23 protein-coding genes and 1 riboswitch are annotated in these 19,776 nt (G+C 56.6%); of the genes, 19 read left to right on the forward strand and 4 right to left on the reverse strand.

The window, feature by feature from the left end; genetic code table 11:
* Nucleotide 1: 1 nt before the first annotated feature.
* The 3 genes from G163CM_RS03075 to sbcB all read right to left on the reverse strand — a co-directional run bounded on the left by G163CM_RS03075 (nucleotide 2) and on the right by sbcB (nucleotide 3,109).
* Complete coding sequence (locus G163CM_RS03075; RefSeq protein WP_231826880.1) at nucleotides 2–916, reverse strand: phosphatidate cytidylyltransferase; 915 nt, start codon at nucleotides 914–916, stop codon at nucleotides 2–4.
* Nucleotides 916–1,521 carry a CDP-alcohol phosphatidyltransferase family protein gene (locus G163CM_RS03080; protein ID WP_231826881.1) on the reverse strand — a complete coding sequence of 202 codons (606 nt, stop codon included), beginning with the start codon at nucleotides 1,519–1,521 and terminating at the stop codon, nucleotides 916–918. Before G163CM_RS03080 ends, G163CM_RS03075 begins: the two co-directional genes overlap by 1 nt.
* 163 nt (nucleotides 1,522–1,684) lie before the next feature.
* Nucleotides 1,685–3,109 carry an exodeoxyribonuclease I gene (gene sbcB / locus G163CM_RS03085; protein ID WP_231826882.1) on the reverse strand — a complete coding sequence of 475 codons (1,425 nt, stop codon included), beginning with the start codon at nucleotides 3,107–3,109 and terminating at the stop codon, nucleotides 1,685–1,687.
* Between the two features lie 190 nt (nucleotides 3,110–3,299).
* On the opposite strand from sbcB, the gene dacD reads away from it, so the two are divergent.
* The 4 genes from dacD (at nucleotide 3,300) to G163CM_RS03105 (ending at nucleotide 6,708) form a co-directional block, all read left to right on the forward strand.
* Complete coding sequence (gene dacD, locus G163CM_RS03090) at nucleotides 3,300–4,466, forward strand: serine-type D-Ala-D-Ala carboxypeptidase DacD (RefSeq protein WP_149462340.1); 1,167 nt, start codon at nucleotides 3,300–3,302, stop codon at nucleotides 4,464–4,466.
* A 117-nt stretch (nucleotides 4,467–4,583) separates the two neighbouring features.
* Nucleotides 4,584–5,057 (forward strand): DNA gyrase inhibitor SbmC, encoded by a 474-nt coding sequence (sbmC, locus tag G163CM_RS03095; RefSeq protein ID WP_231826883.1) that lies wholly within the window; start codon nucleotides 4,584–4,586, stop codon nucleotides 5,055–5,057.
* A gap of 90 nt (nucleotides 5,058–5,147) precedes the next feature.
* On the forward strand, nucleotides 5,148–6,206 hold the full coding sequence (locus G163CM_RS03100) for an FUSC family protein (RefSeq protein WP_231826884.1): 1,059 nt from the start codon (nucleotides 5,148–5,150) through the stop codon (nucleotides 6,204–6,206).
* A 166-nt stretch (nucleotides 6,207–6,372) separates the two neighbouring features.
* Complete coding sequence (locus G163CM_RS03105) at nucleotides 6,373–6,708, forward strand: DUF496 family protein (protein ID WP_015963878.1); 336 nt, start codon at nucleotides 6,373–6,375, stop codon at nucleotides 6,706–6,708.
* A 34-nt stretch (nucleotides 6,709–6,742) separates the two neighbouring features.
* Here G163CM_RS03105 and G163CM_RS03110 read toward each other — a convergent pair whose 3' ends face one another.
* A complete protein-coding gene (locus G163CM_RS03110) occupies nucleotides 6,743–7,603 on the reverse strand; it encodes a GHMP family kinase ATP-binding protein (protein ID WP_231826885.1) in 861 nt (286 codons plus the stop codon).
* A gap of 115 nt (nucleotides 7,604–7,718) precedes the next feature.
* A riboswitch (cobalamin riboswitch) is annotated at nucleotides 7,719–7,894 on the forward strand.
* Between the two features lie 98 nt (nucleotides 7,895–7,992).
* Between G163CM_RS03110 and G163CM_RS03115 the strand changes: the two genes are divergently transcribed.
* The 15 genes from G163CM_RS03115 to G163CM_RS03185 are packed head-to-tail and all read left to right on the forward strand — an operon-like array spanning nucleotide 7,993 to nucleotide 19,770.
* Nucleotides 7,993–9,372: a cobyrinic acid a,c-diamide synthase CobB gene (locus G163CM_RS03115; RefSeq protein ID WP_231826886.1), complete on the forward strand. Its 1,380-nt coding sequence runs from the start codon at nucleotides 7,993–7,995 to the stop codon at nucleotides 9,370–9,372.
* Complete coding sequence (gene cbiB / locus G163CM_RS03120) at nucleotides 9,369–10,328, forward strand: adenosylcobinamide-phosphate synthase CbiB (RefSeq protein ID WP_231826887.1); 960 nt, start codon at nucleotides 9,369–9,371, stop codon at nucleotides 10,326–10,328. Before G163CM_RS03115 ends, cbiB begins: the two co-directional genes overlap by 4 nt.
* A 10-nt stretch (nucleotides 10,329–10,338) precedes the next feature.
* Nucleotides 10,339–10,971 (forward strand): cobalt-precorrin-8 methylmutase, encoded by a 633-nt coding sequence (locus tag G163CM_RS03125; RefSeq protein WP_231826888.1) that lies wholly within the window; start codon nucleotides 10,339–10,341, stop codon nucleotides 10,969–10,971.
* The gene (gene cbiD, locus G163CM_RS03130; RefSeq protein WP_231826889.1) at nucleotides 10,968–12,107 is read left to right on the forward strand and encodes a cobalt-precorrin-5B (C(1))-methyltransferase CbiD; all 1,140 of its coding nucleotides are present in this window, start codon (nucleotides 10,968–10,970) and stop codon (nucleotides 12,105–12,107) included. The genes G163CM_RS03125 and cbiD overlap by 4 nt, the downstream gene beginning before the upstream one ends.
* The gene (locus tag G163CM_RS03135; protein ID WP_231826890.1) at nucleotides 12,101–12,706 is read left to right on the forward strand and encodes a cobalt-precorrin-7 (C(5))-methyltransferase; all 606 of its coding nucleotides are present in this window, start codon (nucleotides 12,101–12,103) and stop codon (nucleotides 12,704–12,706) included. Before cbiD ends, G163CM_RS03135 begins: the two co-directional genes overlap by 7 nt.
* Complete coding sequence (locus G163CM_RS03140; RefSeq protein WP_231826891.1) at nucleotides 12,696–13,265, forward strand: decarboxylating cobalt-precorrin-6B (C(15))-methyltransferase; 570 nt, start codon at nucleotides 12,696–12,698, stop codon at nucleotides 13,263–13,265. The genes G163CM_RS03135 and G163CM_RS03140 overlap by 11 nt, the downstream gene beginning before the upstream one ends.
* The gene (locus tag G163CM_RS03145) at nucleotides 13,258–14,031 is read left to right on the forward strand and encodes a cobalt-precorrin-4 methyltransferase (protein WP_231826892.1); all 774 of its coding nucleotides are present in this window, start codon (nucleotides 13,258–13,260) and stop codon (nucleotides 14,029–14,031) included. Before G163CM_RS03140 ends, G163CM_RS03145 begins: the two co-directional genes overlap by 8 nt.
* Nucleotides 14,012–15,067 carry a cobalt-precorrin 5A hydrolase gene (gene cbiG, locus G163CM_RS03150; RefSeq protein WP_231826893.1) on the forward strand — a complete coding sequence of 352 codons (1,056 nt, stop codon included), beginning with the start codon at nucleotides 14,012–14,014 and terminating at the stop codon, nucleotides 15,065–15,067. Before G163CM_RS03145 ends, cbiG begins: the two co-directional genes overlap by 20 nt.
* Entirely contained in the window at nucleotides 15,067–15,792 is a 726-nt protein-coding gene (locus G163CM_RS03155) for a precorrin-3B C(17)-methyltransferase (RefSeq protein WP_231826894.1), read from the forward strand. Before cbiG ends, G163CM_RS03155 begins: the two co-directional genes overlap by 1 nt.
* Nucleotides 15,789–16,589: a cobalt-precorrin-6A reductase gene (locus G163CM_RS03160; RefSeq protein ID WP_231826895.1), complete on the forward strand. Its 801-nt coding sequence runs from the start codon at nucleotides 15,789–15,791 to the stop codon at nucleotides 16,587–16,589. Before G163CM_RS03155 ends, G163CM_RS03160 begins: the two co-directional genes overlap by 4 nt.
* Nucleotides 16,586–17,380, forward strand: a complete 795-nt coding sequence (gene cbiK, locus G163CM_RS03165) for a sirohydrochlorin cobaltochelatase (protein ID WP_231826896.1) — start codon at nucleotides 16,586–16,588, stop codon at nucleotides 17,378–17,380. Before G163CM_RS03160 ends, cbiK begins: the two co-directional genes overlap by 4 nt.
* Entirely contained in the window at nucleotides 17,377–18,090 is a 714-nt protein-coding gene (locus G163CM_RS03170; protein ID WP_231826897.1) for a cobalt-factor II C(20)-methyltransferase, read from the forward strand. Before cbiK ends, G163CM_RS03170 begins: the two co-directional genes overlap by 4 nt.
* On the forward strand, nucleotides 18,087–18,824 hold the full coding sequence (gene cbiM / locus G163CM_RS03175; protein WP_189622863.1) for a cobalt ECF transporter S component CbiM: 738 nt from the start codon (nucleotides 18,087–18,089) through the stop codon (nucleotides 18,822–18,824). The genes G163CM_RS03170 and cbiM overlap by 4 nt, the downstream gene beginning before the upstream one ends.
* Nucleotides 18,825–19,106, forward strand: a complete 282-nt coding sequence (locus G163CM_RS03180) for an energy-coupling factor ABC transporter substrate-binding protein (RefSeq protein WP_015963893.1) — start codon at nucleotides 18,825–18,827, stop codon at nucleotides 19,104–19,106.
* On the forward strand, nucleotides 19,093–19,770 hold the full coding sequence (locus G163CM_RS03185) for an energy-coupling factor ABC transporter transmembrane protein (protein ID WP_231828321.1): 678 nt from the start codon (nucleotides 19,093–19,095) through the stop codon (nucleotides 19,768–19,770). The genes G163CM_RS03180 and G163CM_RS03185 overlap by 14 nt, the downstream gene beginning before the upstream one ends.
* Nucleotides 19,771–19,776: the final 6 nt, after the last annotated feature.

Here is a 19,776-nt window from a genome sequence, read left to right on the forward strand (position 1 = left end):
GTTAGTAATAAAAATAACGAATGAAATGGAAGAAGACCGGTGCGGTGAAGAGCAGTGAATCCAGCCTATCGAGGATGCCTCCATGGCCGGGTAATAGCGTACCGCTGTCTTTCACACCGATATCACGTTTGATGGCTGACATCACGACATCGCCGCAGAATCCAGTTATGCCGATGATGGTACCTGCCGCCAGCGCCATAGGGGAGGACAGTGGCGTCAGTATGGGGCCCAATATTGTCGCGACAACTGCCGTGGTCGCGACTCCACCCAACAGACCGGCCAGCGTTTTGTTGGGGCTTACTTTAGGCGTCACTTTGATATGCCCCAGCGATTTTCCCCACAGATACTGTGCGATATCGTTAAGCTCAGTCAGACCGACCAGGAAAAGCACCAGCAATGCGCCAGTGGATTGAGACTCCGACGGTAAAATAAGTAAAAAAGCGACGTGACTGAAGGCAAAAACCGTCGTCATCAGACCCCAATGGAGTTGAGATGCAGTACGCAAGAAGCTATGGGTGTCACCCGCAATCACCATACGCGTAGGTAAGAATAGAAAAACATACACAGGGATAAAAATCGTAAACATCCCATACCAGCCGATCCCGATCAGCCAGTAGTTGATGGGAATAGCAATGAACATCCATAGCAATGGCATGCGGTCAGATTGACGCAATGGCGCCAGTGTCAGAAATTCTTTAAGCGCGACAAAACTGACCAACGCGAAGAAAGTGAGCGCCAGCCAGTGGGGGCTGAGCAGGGCCAGCGAGAACAGGATAATGATGAGCCACCAGGTGCGTATACGCAGCGTCAGTTCTCGCCAGTTTTTGCCGGGGCGTAACAAAACCAGTAACCCATTCACGAGAGTAGCGGCCAGTAAAAGAACAAAAATGGCAGCCAGCGATTTCTCCAGCAGCATTACTTTATTTCTCCCTGACGCATGGCACTGCGACAGCGGTTCGCCACCGTCCAAATCAGCAATAGTGTCGCCACGCCCCATAACGCATTATTCCACTGCACTATGGGTGGCCAGTAGGCCATTGCGATTCCCCATGCACCGAATAGCAGTGCTCTGTCGCTTTTACCCAACGGCCCGGCATAACTGCGTACTCCATTGAGGGTTTGGGCCAATATCCCACAAAATTCCGTCATCACCGCGCAAAGCAGCATGATTAAAACCAGAATGGCGTTACTATCGGGCAAAAGCATGAAGGGCAAATAGAGCGCTATATCGGAGAGCACATCTCCCATTTCATTCAGAATAGCCCCGAGGGATGTTTTCTGATTGCACTCCCGGGCGAGCATGCCATCCAGTGCATTAAGTGCCATGCGGATGAACAGTACGACTGGCAGCAGAACAAATAAACCAGGTTCAGGAAAGACGGCCAGTATCACGCCTGCGATAAACGAGAGCGCCATTGCAGAGAGTGTGATGTGATTGGGCGTAATGTGATGTTTATGCAGCCAAAACATCAGCGGACGCAAAAGACGCTGAAATGCAGGTTTCATCTGATAAAGGGTCATTATTCTATTCCCTGAATAATTCTCGACCTGGGTATGATGAGTCAACTCATCACAATTACTGAAGGCATTTTATTCTGGAAGAGGCAAAATCAGAAAAGAGCCCGACAAGAGTGCGGGCTCAGGAGGTAATACACAAACCGCTCCAAAAGCGGGGCGATGAGCGTTAAACAATTTCCTGCGCGTACTGATAAAGCGCTTTCAGCAGCGCCAGTTTCTCACTGTTCCCTTCATACTGCGCATATAGCGCTTCCAGTTGCTGCATATAGGCCTGCAAAAATTCCGGCGTAAAGACATCGCGGCGATGCTCTAACCAGCGCATCTGCTCCTGTTCATCCAGCGAACCGGGGAAATTACGCGCCCGGTAGTTAAACAGCAGTTTCTCAATTCGCGCATCGGCAAAGGTAAGGTCCAGCGCGGGAAGGTTGCGCGGCTCGGTTTCCAGCACGATTTTCATCGCGGCCCGATCAGCATCGCTAAAGAAGCCGTTATAGAGCTGCGCATCGACATTCGGCGAGGGCACGAACGGCTCGGCTTCGGCGAAGATTGCCACCACTTTTTCGCGCACTTGTGGGTTTTCGCGCAGAACTTTAAGATTATCCAGACAGTGCTGGCGGTTAATGCCCAGGCGTTCAGCATCTTCCGGGCGCAGGGTATTCGCGACGGCCAGCACCGGGCATTTATTCAGATGCACCAGTTTCACCGGAACTGGCGAGATATCACCCAGCTCGGCTTTCGGCGTGTAGAGGCGTTCACGTAGAGTATCGGCGTCCAGCTCCAGTAGCGAAGAGATATCGCCAGCCAGATCCACCATGATCACCGCATTACGGTTATCCGGATGCCACGCCAGCGGAGCAATCCAGCTTGTATTGCCGCGCCAGGCGCCGAACATTCCCGACACATGCACCAGCGGTTTCATTTGCGGCACATCAATCAGTGTGGTGAGCTTTTGTTTACTGCGATAGGCATATAAATAGTCAAACAGCTTCGGCTGCTGCGTTTTCACCAGTTTCGCCATGGCAATGGTGGCATAAACGTCTGCCATCGCGTCGTGGGCGTTACTGTGTTCAATACCGTTGGCTTTGGTCAGATGCTCCAGGCGGAAGCTCGGCAGGCCGTCTTCGTTCTCAGGCCAGTTGATCCCTTCCGGGCGCAGGGCGTAGCAGGCGCGCATCACGTCCAGCAGATCCCAGCGCGAGTTATGGTTTTGCCAGCTCCAGGCATAAGGATCGTAGAAGTTGCGGTAAAAGATATTGCGCGTGACTTCATCATCGAAACGCACATTGTTATAGCCCACTACGCAGGTATTTGGCACGGTGAAGAGATCGTGAATGCGGCGAGCGAATGCGGCTTCGTTATCGCCCTTTGCGCGCGCTTCCTGCGGGGTTATGCCCGTAATGAGCACCGCTTCCGGCTGCGGCAGATAGTCGTCTGCGGGTTTACAGTAAAAGACCTCGGGTTCCCCGACGATATTGAAATCGTTATCGGTACGAATGGCGGCAAACTGAGCCGGGCGATCAAGCGACGGGCTGGTGCCGAAGGTTTCGTAATCGTGGAAAAGAAATCCGGGGGTATTGGCAGGTTCTTGCATGGTCTTAACGTAATCCCTGATAAGCGAGCGGGCGAATTAACACCATGGTAAACGATTTACAGGGCCATCAGAAGGGCGGTTTTTCGGGGGCGATTCAGGTTATGTCATATTTTCTTGCAATTAATGGCTGTATGAAAGCGGGAGATTCCGTAAAAAGAACGACGATTTTGAAATTGCTGAGGATTTGCTGTTGAAAGCCCGTTTGTTTATTGCTGTATCTTTGCTCGCTTCGAGTATTTCTTGCGCCTTTGCTACTGACAGCGCCGTTCCTCCCGTCACGCCACCGGCGATTAAAGCCGGTTCCTGGGTATTAATGGATTATACCACCGGGCAAATTCTGACCGCTGGCAATGAGCACCAGCAGCGCAATCCGGCGAGCCTGACCAAGCTGATGACTGGTTATGTGGTTGATCGCGCTATCGACAGCCACCGCATTACGCCGGATGACATCGTCACCGTGGGCCGCGATGCGTGGGCGAAAGGCAATCCGGTATTTGATGGCTCGTCGCTGATGTTCCTGAAAGAGGGCGATCGCGTCAGCGTGCACGATCTGAGTCGTGGCCTGATTGTCGATTCCGGGAACGACGCCTGCGTCGCGCTGGCTGATTACATTGCCGGAGGCCAGCCGCAGTTCGTCGCCATGATGAATCACTATGTGGAAACGCTGAAGCTGCGTGATACCCATTTTGAAACGGTTCATGGCCTGGATGCGCCGGGGCAGCACAGTTCTGCTTACGATCTCGCCGTATTGTCACGTGCAATCATTCACGGTGAGCCTGATTTTTATCACATGTACAGCGAGAAAAGCCTGACGTGGAACGGTATCACGCAGCAGAATCGTAACGGCCTGCTATGGGATAAAACCATGAACGTTGATGGCCTGAAAACCGGGCATACCTCCGGCGCGGGCTTTAACCTGATCGCCTCGGCGGTAGACGGCAAACGCCGCCTGATTGCGGTGGTGATGGGCGCAGACAGCCCAAAAGGGCGTGAAGAGCAGGCGCGCACGTTGCTGCACTGGGGGCAACAGAATTTCGACACCGTGCAGGTGCTGCAAAACGGCAAGAAAGTCGGTACCGAGCGCATCTGGTACGGCGATAAAGAGACCATTGATCTTGGCACCGATCAGGATTTCTGGCTGGCGCTGCCGAAGAAGGAAATTCCCAATATTAAGGCGAAATACGTGCTGGACGGTAAAGAGCTGGAAGCGCCCATCGCCGCGCATCAGCGCGTGGGGGAAATCCAGCTTTACGACCGCGATAAGATCGTCGCCCACTGGCCGCTGGTCACGCTGGAAAGCGTCAATAAGGGCGGGATGTTCTCGCGCCTGAGCGACTATTTCCACCACAAAGCGTAACCCTGACATCACCGTCATTCCCCTGGCGACAATGTGAAGCAGTGCACATACTATCAGGTAAGGCACTGCTATATTTTACTGTATCTATATACAGTAAATTCCGTCTCAGGGGGATCTATGCACTACAGTATCGAACATGTTCACGCCCGTACCGTTGCCGGTTTCCATATGGTTGGCCCGTGGGAAGACACCGTTAAGCAAGGTTTTGAGCAACTGATGATGTGGGTAGACGGCCAGGCGATTCCGGCGAAAGAGTGGATAGCGGTCTATTTTGATAACCCCGATGAAGTGCCGCCTGAAAAACTGCGCTGTAATACGGTAGTGACCGTGGCCGACGACTTCACATTGCCGCCCAATAGCGAGGGTGTCATCCTCACTCACATTGATGGCGGAGAGTATGCAGTTGCCAGCGCCCGGGTGCTTGAGCATGATTTTTCCACGCCGTGGCTGCAATTCTTTGACGCATTGCTGAAAGACAGCGCGTATCACATTGACGGCAAACCCTGTTTTGAACTCTATCTGAACGACGGCAATCAGGACGGCTACTGGGATATTCAGATGTACGTTGCGGTGGCGCGAAACGCGGCCTGAAAATGAAGGTGAAAGATTTTTTTCGCCCCATGATGCGAGCCGGGCAAAAGCAGGTACAATTGCGCTCTTTCGTTCTGCCGGAGAACCGGTTTGCGTCCTGATAAGTCACTCAGTCCTTTTGAAATTCGGCTATACCGCAATTATCGTGTGGTACACGGCATTCGTATCGCCCTGGCATTTGTGCTGGCCTTTCTGATTGTACGTATTTTTGACATTCCGGAAGGGTCGTGGCCGCTGATTACTCTCGTAGTTATCATGGGGCCCATCTCATTCTGGGGAAACGTGGTGCCGCGCGCCTTCCAGCGTATTGGCGGCACCATCCTCGGCTCGGCGCTGGGCCTGATTGCGCTTAAACTTGAACTCATTTCCTTACCGCTGATGCTGATGTGGTGCGCCGGGGCGATGTTTCTGTGCGGCTGGCTGACGCTCGGGAAGCGGCCCTATCAGGCACTGTTGATTGGTATTACGCTGGGCGTGGTGGTCGGCGCGCCGCCGGGTGACCTGCACACTGCGCTGTGGCGAAGCGGCGACGTTATTTTCGGTTCGTTGCTGGCGATGCTTTTCACCGGCGTCTGGCCGCAGCGGGCGTTTATCCACTGGCGCATCCAGATGGCGACCTTTGTCACCCAGTTTAATCGTCTCTATCAGGCCGGGTTTTCACCCAACCTGGTGGAGCGGCCGCATCTGGAAAAACATCTGCAAACGGTGCTGAACGATGTGGTGAAAATCCGTGGGCTGATTACGCCTGCCAGCAAAGAAACGCATATCCAGAAATCGGTATTTGAAGGCATTCAGACCGTGAGCCGCAACCTCGTCTGTATGCTTGAGCTGCAAATCAACGCACACTGGGCCTCTCGCGAAAGCCACTTCCTGATGCTTAATGCCCATACCTTGCGCGAAACGCAGCAGATGACGCAGCAAACGCTGTTAACCATCGCCCACGCGCTGTACGAGGGTAACCCGCAGCCGGTTAAAGCAAATACGGAAAAACTCAACGAGATCGTCGATGAGCTCCGCCAGTTGCTGACGGAGCACAAAAGCACTCATTTGGTGGAAACGCCCATTCATGGCTACGTTTGGCTAAGCATGGAGCTGGCGCGTCAGCTTGAGCTATTATCCCTGCTTATCTGCCGCGCGCTGCGTAAATAAGCGACGAATGCAACACCTTTGAACTTGGGTTGTTTCGATTCAGCAGCGTTTAGGGTTATGATGAGGGACAGGTAAAAACCATTGTCATTGGCAACGCCTATACGTATATATAGTCTTATAGTCGTTGTATTTACGAATCCGAGTCTCAAATATCAGGGGTGTAAAAATGGAAACAACTAAGCCTTCATTTCAGGATGTACTGGAGTTTGTTCGTCTGTTCCGTCGTAAAAACAAACTGCAGCGTGAAATTCAGGACGTTGAGAAAAAGATCCGTGACAACCAGAAGCGCGTACTGCTGCTGGACAACCTTAGCGACTACATCAAACCGGGCATGAGCGTTGAAGCGATTCAGGGCATCATTGCCAGCATGAAGAGCGATTACGAAGATCGCGTTGATGATTACATCATCAAAAATGCCGAAATTTCTAAAGAACGTCGCGACATCTCTAAAAAGCTGAAAGCGATGGGCGAACAGAAGGTTGCTGAGCCGAAAGCTGAGTAATCTTTCCTCAGGCGGCCTCCGTGCCGCCTGAATGCTATCTGACGCCGCCTTCCACCATGGGCAGCAAATATTTTTGCGGCCACAACACATTACCCTCGTTCCTTTCCAGCTCTGCCATCACGGCATCAACATCGTGTTTTGTCCTGTCGAGCATTAATCCCATCACGCTACCGCTGTGTGCGATGCTCACGCCATACAGGGAAAAATGTTCCACCATGTCCAGCACGCGCTGAAAACCCGGTTTGGGTAAAATTAACTGGCTGGCGATAGCGCTAAGCGTCGCGGCTTCCCCCAGCAGACGGGCACTGCCTGTTTCACACGCCAGACGAGCTTTTTGCCAGGCTTGCTCCAGCTGTGGTGCGCCGGTAAGCAGTGCCGCCTGTCTGTCGAGGCGGTGATAGTCTGCGGTTTGTAGTGTTTGTGGGCTTTCCAGTACCAGAATATCGAGCTGTGGCTGCTGAGAGCCAGCAGTTTGCGCATGGCCCTGGTTATGATCGAACAGCGTCAACTGGCGAAAAGGCGTGCTATCGGTGGGTTCAAGGTTAACGCAAAGCTGTGCCAGCGCCTGTTCAGTGAGTGTTTTATCAAAATAGCGCGCGGTGGCGACGGCGGTGGCGGCGATATCGGCGGTGCTGCTCGCCATGCCTTTAGCAACAGGAATAGGGGAGTGCAGATTGATACGCAACTGCTGGCTCCACTCTGCCGGAAATTCCCACAGCGCCAGCAACTGATTGACCATGGCGCGCGTCAGCGGACGTTCATCACCAGCTGGTTTACCGGCTTTAACTTCCACGGTGCTGTAAAGCCCAACCGGGCAGGAGATCAATTTCTCACTTCCCTGGATCCAGCCCTGAATCAGTTCCCCGCAGGATGCGGGGCATTGTGCAACGGCCACGCTGCCACCTTATTAGCCCTATTTTCCAGGCCGGTATTATAAATTGAATAAACCGCTGCGGCGCAATAGATTGTTTTAGCGCAAAATTGCAACGGAGTATGAGCGCTACACTGACTCCGTAATTAAGCCGACAGGTCAGACACGTTATGTGTCAGGGAAGAGGGTGTAAATCCCTCGCAGCCCCCGCTGCTGTAATGCTGACGACCCCGTAAATACCACTGATCGTGAGATTGGGAAGGACGGGCGAGGACGACGCTAAGCCAGAAGACCTGCCTGTCGGTACATCTCAACAACTTCGGTGGGAAGTGGGTTGCTCAGAAGCGTGCGGTCAACAGACCGGGAACACGCGCATCTCGACGTACCCCTACCACCCTGATCAGGATCAGGGCATGGCGGCAAAGCATCACGCATTTATTCTGGCAGGCACCGGTAGCGGCTGTGGCAAAACCACGGTGACGCTTGGCTTGTTGAATGTGCTGAAACAGCGCGGATGGCGGGTGCAGCCGTGGAAAGTCGGGCCCGATTACCTCGACACCGGCTGGCATAGGGCGATTTCCGGCGTGTCGTCGCGCAATCTCGACAGTTTCATGATCCCCGCGCCTGTGCTGAATGCCTTGTTCCGTGAACAGATGCAGCATGCCGATATCGCAGTGATTGAAGGCGTGATGGGGCTGTACGATGGCCTTGGTATCGACCCCAATCAATGCAGCACCGCTGCGATGGCAAAACAGCTTGCTTGCCCTATCATTTTGCTGGTGGACGGCAAAGCGGTCTCAACCTCGATTGCCGCAACCGTGCTGGGTTTTCAGCACTTCGATCCCTCTTTAAATATCGCAGGCGTGGTTGTCAATCGCGTCAACAGCGCAAGCCATTTCCAGCTTCTCAAATCCGCTATTGAGCGCTACTGCGCAATACCGGTCATTGGTTATGTCCCCACCGTGGCGGGCGTTGCGTTGCCTGAACGGCATCTCGGCCTGATAACGGCGCGTGAATCGGTTGTTGAACAGCAACCGTGGCAAGATTTTGCCGACACGCTGGGGCGCACGCTCGATATCGAAAAACTGCTGACGTTGAGCAAGATGAAAACCTTGCCGCAGGGCGAATGGCCGCCAATACCTTCGGTGGGCGAAGGTGAGCGTCTGACGCTCGCGCTGGCCGACGATGAAGCCTTCAATTTTTACTACCCGGACAACATTGCGCTGCTTGAACGGGCTGGCGTTGAAATCGTTCGCTTCAGCCCGCTCCACGATAACGCACTGCCGGAATGCCAGATGATCTGGCTCGGCGGCGGGTATCCGGAGCTCCACGCTAAGGCGCTGGCGGCAAATCAGGCGATGCTCACACAGTTGCGCCAGGCGCATGCGCGCGGAGTGGCTATCTACGCCGAATGCGGCGGCCTGATGTATCTGGGCAGCTCGCTGGAAGATGCGCAGGGCGATATTCATCTCATGGCGAATATCATTCCCGGTCACAGCAAAATGGGAAAACGCTTGACGCGCTTTGGTTACTGCGAGGCGCAGGCACGGGAAAACACGCTGCTGGCTGCGACGGGGGAATGGCTTCGCGGACACGAATTTCACTACTCCGATTTCACACCGGAAACGCCGGCAGTGCTGGATTGCCGCAAAGTACGCGACGGAAACGTCCTGCAAACCTGGTCAGGTGGCTGGCAGTTGGGGAACACCTTCGCCAGCTATCTGCACATTCATTTCGCCCAGCGCCCGATGATGCTCGCACATTGGTTGAATGCGGCAAGGAGCGCCCAATGACCCTGCTTGCCTGGTGTATCGCCTGGATACTCGACCTGCTCATTGGTGACCCGCAAAGCTGGCCTCACCCGGTGCGCTGGATAGGCTCCCTTATCACCCGCGTACAAAAAACGGTGCGCCGCTATTGCCACAGTGACCGCGCGTTGCGGATTGGCGGCGGCGTGATGTGGCTGGTGGTGGTTGGCCTGAGCTGGGCTGTCGCCTGGGGCGTGCTGGCGCTGGCCAACGCGTTACATCCGTGGCTGGGCTGGGCGGTGGAAGTGTGGATGATTTTCACGGTACTGGCCGGGCGCTGCCTGGCGAATGCGGCCCGCGACGTTGAGCAGCCGCTACGCGCGGGTGATTTAGCACAAAGCCGGATAAAACTGTCGTGGATTGTGGGGCGGGATACCTCGCAGCTTCAACCTACGCAAATCAACCGTGCGGTGGTTGAAACCGTCGCCGAAAACAGCGTTGACGGGATCATCGCGCCGCTCTTCTTCCTGCTGCTCGGCGGTGCGCCGCTGGCGATGGCTTATAAAGCGGTGAATACGCTGGACTCCATGGTCGGCTACAAACATGAAAAATACCGCGCGATTGGCATGGTGAGCGCCCGGCTGGACGACGTCGCCAACTTCATTCCCGCGCGCCTGAGCTGGCTGCTGCTCAGCGCCGCCGCTCTGCTTTGCCGCGACAACGCCGCTGCCGCGTTACGCATTGGCTGGCGCGATCGCCATAACCACAGCAGCCCCAACTGCGCATGGTCTGAAGCGACCGTCGCCGGGGCGCTGGGTATCCGTCTGGGCGGCCCAAATGACTATTTTGGTGAGCGCGTTGAGAAGCCGTGGATCGGTGACGAGCAACGCGACATTGCCGTCGACGATATTTCCCGAACGATTCGACTGATGTGGGTTGCTTCCACGCTGGCGCTGGTGCTGTTTATGGCAGCCCGGTGGCTGGTGATGGGCGCGGCCTGAGGAGTAGCACATGGATTACATTCGCCAGCCGCAGGCCATTGAGGCTAAAAGCTTTGACATTATCGGCGAGATTATTCGCGAAACGCGGCCTGACTATCAGTTTGCCAGTCCGCTACACGAGGCCATCGTCAAGCGGGTGATTCACACCACCGCTGATTTTGAGTGGCTGGATATTCTGTGGTTTTCCCCGGATGCGCTGGCGCGTCTGACGGCGGCCCTGAGTCGCCCCTGCACGCTCTACACCGACACCACCATGGCGCTATCGGGGATTAACAAACCGCTGCTGGCAAGCTTTGGCGGTGAATGTTGCTGTTACATCAGCGACCCGCGCGTGGTGCGCGAAGCCAAAGCGCAGGGCATGACGCGCTCGATGGCCGCCGTGGATATCGCCGTGCGCGAAGAGGGTGAGAAAGTCTTTGTCTTCGGCAACGCGCCGACCGCGCTCTTCCGCCTGCTGGAGCTGAACGTGCCGGTCAGCGGTGTGGTTGGCGTGCCGGTTGGTTTTGTCGGTGCTGCGGAATCCAAAGATGCGCTGACTCATAGTGCGCTGCCCGCCATTGCCGCGCTGGGGCGCAAGGGCGGCAGTAACGTGGCGGCGGCGATTGTGAACGCCATTCTCTATCACCTGCGGGATGCAAAATGAGCGACGCCGCGTTTGACGCCCCGGTCTGGCACAACGGTAAACCGCTGCGCAAAGGCTACACCACCGGTTCCTGCGCCACCGCCGCCGCGAAAGTGGCGGCGCTGATGGTGCTGCGCCAGCACGTGATTCATCAGGTCTCGATCGTGACGCCCTCTGGCGTGACGCTCAACCTGAACGTTGAATTGCCGCAAATTGAAGGACAACAGGCGGTGGCGGCAATCCGTAAAGACGGCGGCGATGATGTTGATGCCACGCACGGCATGCTGATTTTTGCTCGCGTGACGCTCAACGACAGCGGCGAAATTGTCTTACGCGGCGGGGAAGGCGTGGGCACCGTGACCCGCAAAGGCGTGGGACTGCCGCCCGGCAGCGCGGCGATTAACCGCACGCCGCGTCAGACCATCGAAGCTGCCGTTCGCGAGGCGATTGGCCCAGCGCGCGGCGCAGATGTCGAGATTTTTGCCCCGGAAGGCGAAGCGCGGGCGCAGAAAACCTACAACGCCCGGCTCGGTATTCTGGGCGGTATTTCAATTCTCGGCACGACCGGTATCGTCACGCCCATGTCAGAGGAGAGCTGGAAACGCTCCCTGTCGCTGGAGCTGGAAATCAAGCGTGCCGCGGGCCTCACCCGCGTGGTGCTGGTGCCGGGCAATCATGGTGAACGTTTTGTCCGCGAGCAACTCGGCATTGATAGCGACGTGGTGGTCACCATGAGCAACTTTGTCGGCTATATGCTGGATGAGGCCGTGCGCCTTGGTTTCCAACACATCGTGCTGATTGGTCATCCGGGCAAACTGATCAAAATTGCCGCCGGGATTTTCCATACCCACAGCCATATTGCCGATGCGCGGATGGAAACGCTGGTGGCGCATCTGGCGCTGCTTGGCGCACCGCTGGAACTGCTGACGCAGGTGAGCGATTGCGATACCACCGAGGCGGCGATGGAGCACATCGACGCTTTTGGTTATCAGCGCATCTACAACCATCTCGCCGAACGTATTTGCCTGCGCGTGCAGCAAAAACTGCGCTTTACCAAAACGCCGCCCGTGTGCGACGCCATTATGTTCGCCTTTGACAACCAGGTGCTGGGGAGCAATCGCCCGGTCGAAGCGATCGTGGAGGCGCTGCAATGTTAACGGTCGTGGGGATGGGGCCTGCCGGGTTAACGCTCATCACGCCGCTGGCAAGCGAAGCCATCAAGCAGGCGCAGGTGCTGGTTGGGGCGAAACGCCATCTGGCGCAGTTTCCTGCGTTTACCGGCGAGCAGCGCCAGCTGGATGCGGATATCCCGCAATTGCTGGCGTGGATAACCGCGCATCGGCATAAAAACATTGTGGTGCTGGCTTCCGGCGACCCGCTTTTTTACGGCATCGGCACGCGGATGGTGGCTCACTTTGGCCGCGAAAACGTGAGTGTCGTGCCGGGGATCAGCGCGGTGCAGTATCTGTGCGCCCGCGCAGGAGTAGATATGAACGAGATGTGGCTCACCAGCAGCCACGGGCGCGATGTGTCATTTGATGAACTGGCTCGCCACAGCAAAGTGGCGATGGTGACCGATAGCCGCTGTGGCCCGCGCGACATCGCGCAACAGCTTACGGCAAGAGGAAAAGGGCACCGCTGGATGGTGATTGGGGAAAATCTGGCGATGGAAAATGAACAGATCCACTGGCTGCGCGTCAGTGAGGTCAATGCCGACTACGGCATGAACACGGTGGTGATCCTCGATGAAAGATGAACTGTTTCTGCGCGGCGAGAAGGTGCCAATGACCAAAGAGGCCGTGCGTGCGCTGGCCTTGTCGAAGCTGGATTTACATCATGCCCGCCATTTTATTGATGTGGGGGCGGGTACCGGTAGCGTCTCCATTGAAGCCGCGTTGCACTTTCCGGCGTTAAAGGTGACCGCCATCGAGCGCAACCCGGCGGCGCTGGCGCTGATGGCGCAAAACTGCCGCCATTTTGCTTGCGAAAATATTGTCCGCATTCAGGCCAATGCGCCTGTGGTGGTGGAGGAAAAAGCCGACGCTGTTTTTATCGGCGGCAGCGGCGGGAATCTGGCGTCGCTGATTGACTGGGCGCTTGAACAGCTGCATCCCGCGGGGCGTCTGGTGATGACCTTTATTTTGCAGGAAAACCTCACTCGCGCGCTGGCACATCTGCAACATCGCGGCATTGCTCCGCTGGATTGCCAACAGATTCAGGTTTCGGCCCTGAGCCCGCTCGGCAGCGGCCACTATTTCAAAGCCAACAACCCCGTTTATGTCATCGCCTGTCAGAAGGAAGAAGCGCATGTCTGAAACATTTGACTCCCGTTGCGTCTGGTTCGTCGGCGCAGGTCCTGGTGATCGGGAATTGATCACCCTCAAAGGCTACCGTCTGTTGCAGCAGGCGCAGGTGGTGATTTACGCCGGGTCGTTAATTAACACCGAGCTGCTGGAGTACTGCCCGCTGGAGGCTGAGTACTACGACAGCGCGGAACTGCATCTCACGCAAATTCTCGATGTGATGGAAGCGGGCATAAAAGCGGGCAAAACCGTGGTGCGCCTGCAAACGGGCGATGTCTCGCTGTACGGTTCGGTGCGCGAACAAGGCGAAGAACTCACCCGTCGCGGTATCGCCTGGCAGGTTGTTCCCGGCGTCAGCGCATTTCTTGGCGCGGCGGCGGAACTCGGCGTCGAGTATACGGTGCCGGAAGTCTCGCAGAGTTTGATCATCACGCGCCTGGAAGGCCGTACCCCGGTACCCGCGCGCGAACAGCTCGAATCTTTCGCTCAGCATCAGACCTCGATGGCGATTTATCTCTCCGTTCAGCGTATTCATCGCGTCGCCGAGCGCCTGATAGAAGGCGGCTATCCTGCCAGCACGCCGGTCGCGGTGATTTACAAAGCGACCTGGCCGGAAAGCCAGACCGTGCGCGGTACGCTGGCGGATATCGCAGAAAAAGTGCGCGAAGCGGATATTCGCAAAACGGCGCTCATCCTCGTGGGCGCGTTCCTCGGCGAGGAGTATCACTACTCAAAACTCTATGACGCGGAATTCAGTCATGAATACCGCAAAGCCTGAATCCATCGCGCTGTTTTGCCTGACGCCCGGCGGTGTTGAACTGGCGAAACGGCTGTCGGCCCTGTTGCCGATGACCTGTTTTACCCGCGACGAATTGCTGGAACCGGGTTTTTTGCCCTTTGACGGCGGTTTTGCCCACGCGGCGCGTACGGCGTTTGCGCGTGATTCGGCACTGATTTTTATCGGCGCGACCGGCATTGCGGTGCGCGTGCTGGCCCCGGCGATCGCAGACAAATTCAGCGATCCGGCAGTGATCGTCATTGATGAGCGCGGCCAACACGCGATCAGCCTGCTGTCCGGCCACATGGGTGGGGCGAACGCCCTGACGATTAAGCTGGCGGGGTTGCTGGGGGCTGACCCGGTCATTACCACCGCGACCGATGTGAACGGGCTTGCCGCTCTCGATACGCTGGCCGTTGCGCTAAATGCGCGTATGGAGAATTTCCGCGCAGCGGTGAAAAGCGTGAATCAGCTACTGGTTAGCGGAAAACGCGTGGGATTGTGGTGTGACCCGGATTTCCACGAAGCGCTCAGCCGTTGCGATGTGCGTGGGTTTATCCCCGTGGCGTCGTTGCAGTCATTACCGCCGCTGGACGGGGTGGTCTGCATTTCGCTGGCGCGCGAGCTTCCTGCAATCGACATAGCGCACTGGAAGCTGGTGCCGCAGCGCATTGTGGCGGGCATTGGCTGTCGTCGCGATACCGATTCGGCGCTGCTGGCAACGTTATTTGCTCGCCACATGGCGGCACATGATTTTGACCCGCTGGCGCTAAAAGCGATTGGCAGCATTGCGCTGAAAAAAGAGGAACCGGCGATCAACGCGCTGGCTACCGCATACCGCGTGCCGTTTTACACCTTCAGCGCTGAGGCGCTGCGCGAACATGAACACCGATTTACCTCCTCTGATTTTGTCCGCCAGACGGTGGGCGTCGGCAGCGTCTCTGGCCCGTCGGCCTGGTTGCTGAGCGAGGGAAATATCTCAGGAGAGACCCTGCGTGAACAGGGCGTCACCATCACTTTGGGAGTAGCACACTGATGTTAACCGTTATTGGAATTGGCCCTGGATCGCAGGCAATGATGACCATGGAAGCGGTGGAAGCATTACAGGCCGCAGAAATCATCGTCGGCTACAAAACCTACACCCACCTGGTGAAAGCCTTTACCGGTGAAAAGCAGGTGATCAAAACCGGGATGTGCAAAGAGATTGAGCGTTGCCAGACCGCCATTGACCTGGCGCAAGCGGGGCACAATGTGGCGCTGATCAGCAGCGGCGATGCCGGTATTTACGGCATGGCGGGGCTGGTGCTGGAGCTGGTCAGCAAACAGAAGCTTGATGTGGAGGTGCGTCTGATTCCCGGCATGACCGCCAGTATTGCCGCGGCATCATTGCTTGGCGCGCCGCTGATGCATGACTTCTGCCACATCAGCCTGAGCGACCTGCTGACACCGTGGCCGGTCATTGAAAAACGCATCATCGCCGCCGGAGAGGCAGACTTTGTTATCTGCTTCTATAACCCGCGCAGCCGGGGCCGCGAAGGGCATCTGGCGCGTGCGTTTGAGCTACTGGCGGACAGTAAAAGTGCCGACACGCCGGTAGGGGTAGTGAAATCAGCCGGGCGTAAAAAAGAGGAAAAATGGGTGACCACGCTCGGCGAAATGGATTTCACGCCGGTGGATATGACAAGCCTGGTGATTGTTGGCAATAAAACCACCTATGTACAGGATGGCCTGATGATCACGCCGCGAGGGTACGTGCTGTGAATTTTGGTGATGTGCTGGTTATCGGCGGCACCAGCGATGCGCGGATGATTTGCCAGCTACTGGATGCTGCAAATGTGCATTACACCCTTTCAGTCGCCACGCCAACCGGGCAGCAGCTGGCGGGCGATATTCGCGGCCAGGTGCGCTGCGGGCGGCTGGAGCTGGCGCAGATGGTGACGTGGTTAAAGGAAAACAATACGCGCTGGGTGATCGACGCGTCGCATCCTTACGCCGAAGTGGTGAGCCGTAACGTACTGCGCGCCTGCGAAGCGGCGGGCGTAGTGCTGAGCCGCTATCAGCGCCCGGAACAGCTACGCGATCTCACCCATCCGTTGCTCCATTTTGTGCCAGATATCCGCCAGGCGTGCGACGTGGCGAAGCGTTTTGGTGAGCGCGTATTGCTCACCACCGGCAGTAAAGATTTAGCGCTGTGGCGCGCAGGCCTGCCGGAGAAAACGCTGCTGGCCCGCGTATTGCCGGTGCCTGAAGTGATAAACCAGTGTGTCGAACTGGGTTTCGGTGTGGGCGAGATTTTCGCTCTCTGCGGCCCGTTCAGTGCGGAGTTTAACGCCGCGTTTTACCGCCAGTGCCACGCCGATGTGGTGATTACCAAATCCTCAGGCGCTGAGGGTGGTTATCAGGAAAAAGTGCAGCCCTGTCTGGATGCGGGCATTCCCTGCATTGTGATTACGCGCCCGGCACCGCTGGTGTCGGGGGAGGAACTACTGGAAAACCGCGCCGATGTACAGCAGCGTTTGGCACGCTGGCTGGCGACGGCGGAAGGAGAGAATCGATGAAAAAAGCCCTTCTGGTCGTCAGCTTCGGCACCAGCTACCCCGAAACCTGCGAGAAAAATATCGTGGCCTGCGAGCGTGAGCTTGCCGCCAGTTGCCCGGAGCGCGACCTGTTTCGCGCCTTCACTTCCGGGATGATTATCCGCAAGCTGAAACAACGCGACGGTATCGAGATTGATACCCCGTTACAGGCGTTGCAAAAACTGGCGGAGCAGGGATATCAGGATGTGGCGATTCAATCGCTGCATATTATCAATGGCGATGAATACGAAAAGATTGCTAACGAAGTGCAGTCTTTACGCCCGCTCTTTTCCCGCCTGACGCTGGGCGCGCCTTTATTGAGCACCCATGATGACTATGTTGACCTGATGTCAGCGCTGCGCCTGCAAATGCCCGCGCTCACCGCGAAAGAGAAAGTGGTCTTTATGGGCCACGGTGCCAGCCACCATGCCTTTGCCGCCTATGCCTGTCTCGACCATATGATGACCGCGCAGCAATTTCCTGCACGTGTCGGCGCGGTTGAGAGTTACCCGGAAGTGGACGGTCTGATTGCCAGCCTGCAACGCGAAGGCGTGAGTGCGGTTCACCTGATGCCGCTGATGCTGGTCGCGGGCGATCATGCGATTAACGACATGGCTTCTGATGAAGAAGATTCCTGGAAAACTTTATTTAACGCCGCCGGGATCCCCGCGACACCCTGGCTGCGCGGGCTGGGCGAAAATCCGCAGGTACGGGCGATGTTCGTGAAACATCTGCATCAGGCACTTAACGAAACCCTGGGAGAAGCCGCATGACGGGGAAATTATATGCGTTGAGCACCGGGCCGGGGGCATCTGACCTGATTACCGTACGCGCCGCCCGCACGCTGGGCTCGCTCGATATTCTCTATGCACCCGCCGGACGCAAAGGCGGCGATAGTTTAGCGCTCTCCATTGTGCGGGAGTATCTCGGCGAGCAGACGGAAATTCGCTGCTGTCACTTCCCAATGAGCGCCGACAGTGCGGAAAAAGAAGCAGTCTGGAACGACGTTGCCGCCGCGCTGGTGCAGGAAGTGCAGGCCGGTAAACAGGTCGGATTTATCACGCTGGGCGACGCGATGCTGTTCAGCACCTGGGTCTTTCTGCTGGCACGTATTGGCAATCCAGAGTGGCTGGAGATTGTGCCGGGCGTGACCTCGTTTGCTGCCATCGCCGCCCGCAGTAAAACGCCGCTGGCGATGGAGCAACAGTCGATGGCGGTGATTGCCTGTACCGCGCCGGAAACGGAGATTGCTCAGGCGCTGGCGCAGCACGACAGCCTGGTACTGATGAAAGTGTATGGCCGCTTCGCCCGCATTAAGGCGCTGCTGGCGCAGGCGGGGCTGCTGGAGTGCGCGTTGATGATGGCAGAAGCTACGCTTCCCGGCGAGCAGTGCTGGCACAACCTGGCTGACGTCAGCGATGACCAGCCGTTGCCGTACTTCTCAACCATTCTGGTCAATAAACAGTGGAGGACCGCACAATGATGCTGGAAAAACAGCTCAAACAGCTTTCCCTGAGCGGCCTCGCCGCCGCGCTGCTGCTGATGGTGGTGCCCGAGCAGGCATTCGCTATGCACATTATGGAAGGTTTTTTACCGCCGATGTGGGCGCTGGCCTGGTGGCTGCTGTTTCTGCCGTGCCTGTGGTACGGCTTAGTGCGCCTGCGCCGCATCGTGGCGGAAGATAATCATCAGAAGGTGCTGCTGGCGCTGTGCGGGGCGTTTATCTTCGTGCTCTCCGCACTGAAAATTCCGTCGGTCACCGGAAGCTGTTCGCATCCCACCGGGGTTGGTCTGGCGGTGATTCTGTTTGGCCCCGGCGTGGTGGCGATTTTGGGCGCAATCGTTTTGCTGTTCCAGGCGCTGTTGCTGGCCCACGGCGGGTTAACCACGTTGGGCGCCAACGGCATGTCGATGGCGGTCATTGGCCCGGTGGTTGGGTATCTGGTGTGGAAAATGGCCTGCCGCGCCGGACTGCGTCGCGATGTCTGCGTGTTTTTGTGCGCCATGCTGGCGGATCTGGTGACCTATTTCGTCACCTCAGTACAGCTGGGCGTTGCCTTCCCGGACCCAGAAACAGGCGCGACAGGCTCCATCGTCAAATTTATGGGGATCTTCTGCCTGACGCAGATCCCGATTGCGATTGCTGAAGGATTATTAACGGTGCTGATTTACGATCAGCTCACCAAACGACAGTTGATTTCCGTACAGGGGCATTAAATGAAAAAGACGTTGATTCTATTGGCGATGGTAATTGCGCTGGTGATCCTGCCGTTTTTCATTAATCACGGCGGCGAATACGGCGGGTCAGACGGTGAAGCGGAAAACCAGATTCAGGTGGTCGCGCCTGACTATCAGCCGTGGTTCCAGCCGCTGTATGAACCGGCCAGCGGCGAGATTGAAAGTTTACTGTTCACGCTGCAAGGCTCCATTGGCGCGGCGGTGATTTTCTATATTCTTGGCTACACCAAAGGACGCCAGCGTCGTGATGACCGGGCTTGACCGCATCAGCTATCAGAGCCGCTGGCGACATATCGCGCCGGAGTGGAAATTTCTGCTCTGGCTGTTGCTGATGGTGCTGGCATTTACGCTGCCCGTTCTCGGGCGCGTGATGACGCTGCTGTTTACCGCCGCGCTGACCTGCTTTGTGGCGCGCATTTCCCTGTGGCGCTGGTGCCGCTGGATGGCGCTGCCGCTGGGTTTTTTGCTGGTGGGCGTACTGACGATTCTGCTCAGTATCGGTCGCGACCCGCAAAGCCTGTGGTGGGGCATTTCCATTGGCCATTACTGGCTGGGCATCACGCCTTCAGGGATTATCACCGCCAACGACACATTCTGGCGCAGCCTGTGCGCGTTGTCAGCGACGTTCTGGCTGGTGCTTAATCTGCCGTTCGATCAGCTTATCGTTTTGCTACAGCGCGCGCGGGTGCCGCGCTTAATCACCGAACAAATTCTGCTGACCTGGCGCTTCATTTTTATCCTGTTAGATGAAGCACTGGCCATTCATCGCGCACAGACGCTGCGTTTTGGGTATCGTAGTCTGCCGAAAGGCTATCGTTCGCTGGCGATGCTTGTAGGTTTGCTGTTCACAAGGGTGCTTATGCGTTATCAACAGATGGCGACGACGCTGGATATCAAACTTTATCAGGGTGATTTTCACCTTTAGGGGCCC

Origin of the sequence: Pseudocitrobacter corydidari (genome assembly GCF_021172065.1) — a bacterium.
Taxonomy (GTDB): domain Bacteria; phylum Pseudomonadota; class Gammaproteobacteria; order Enterobacterales; family Enterobacteriaceae; genus Pseudocitrobacter; species Pseudocitrobacter corydidari.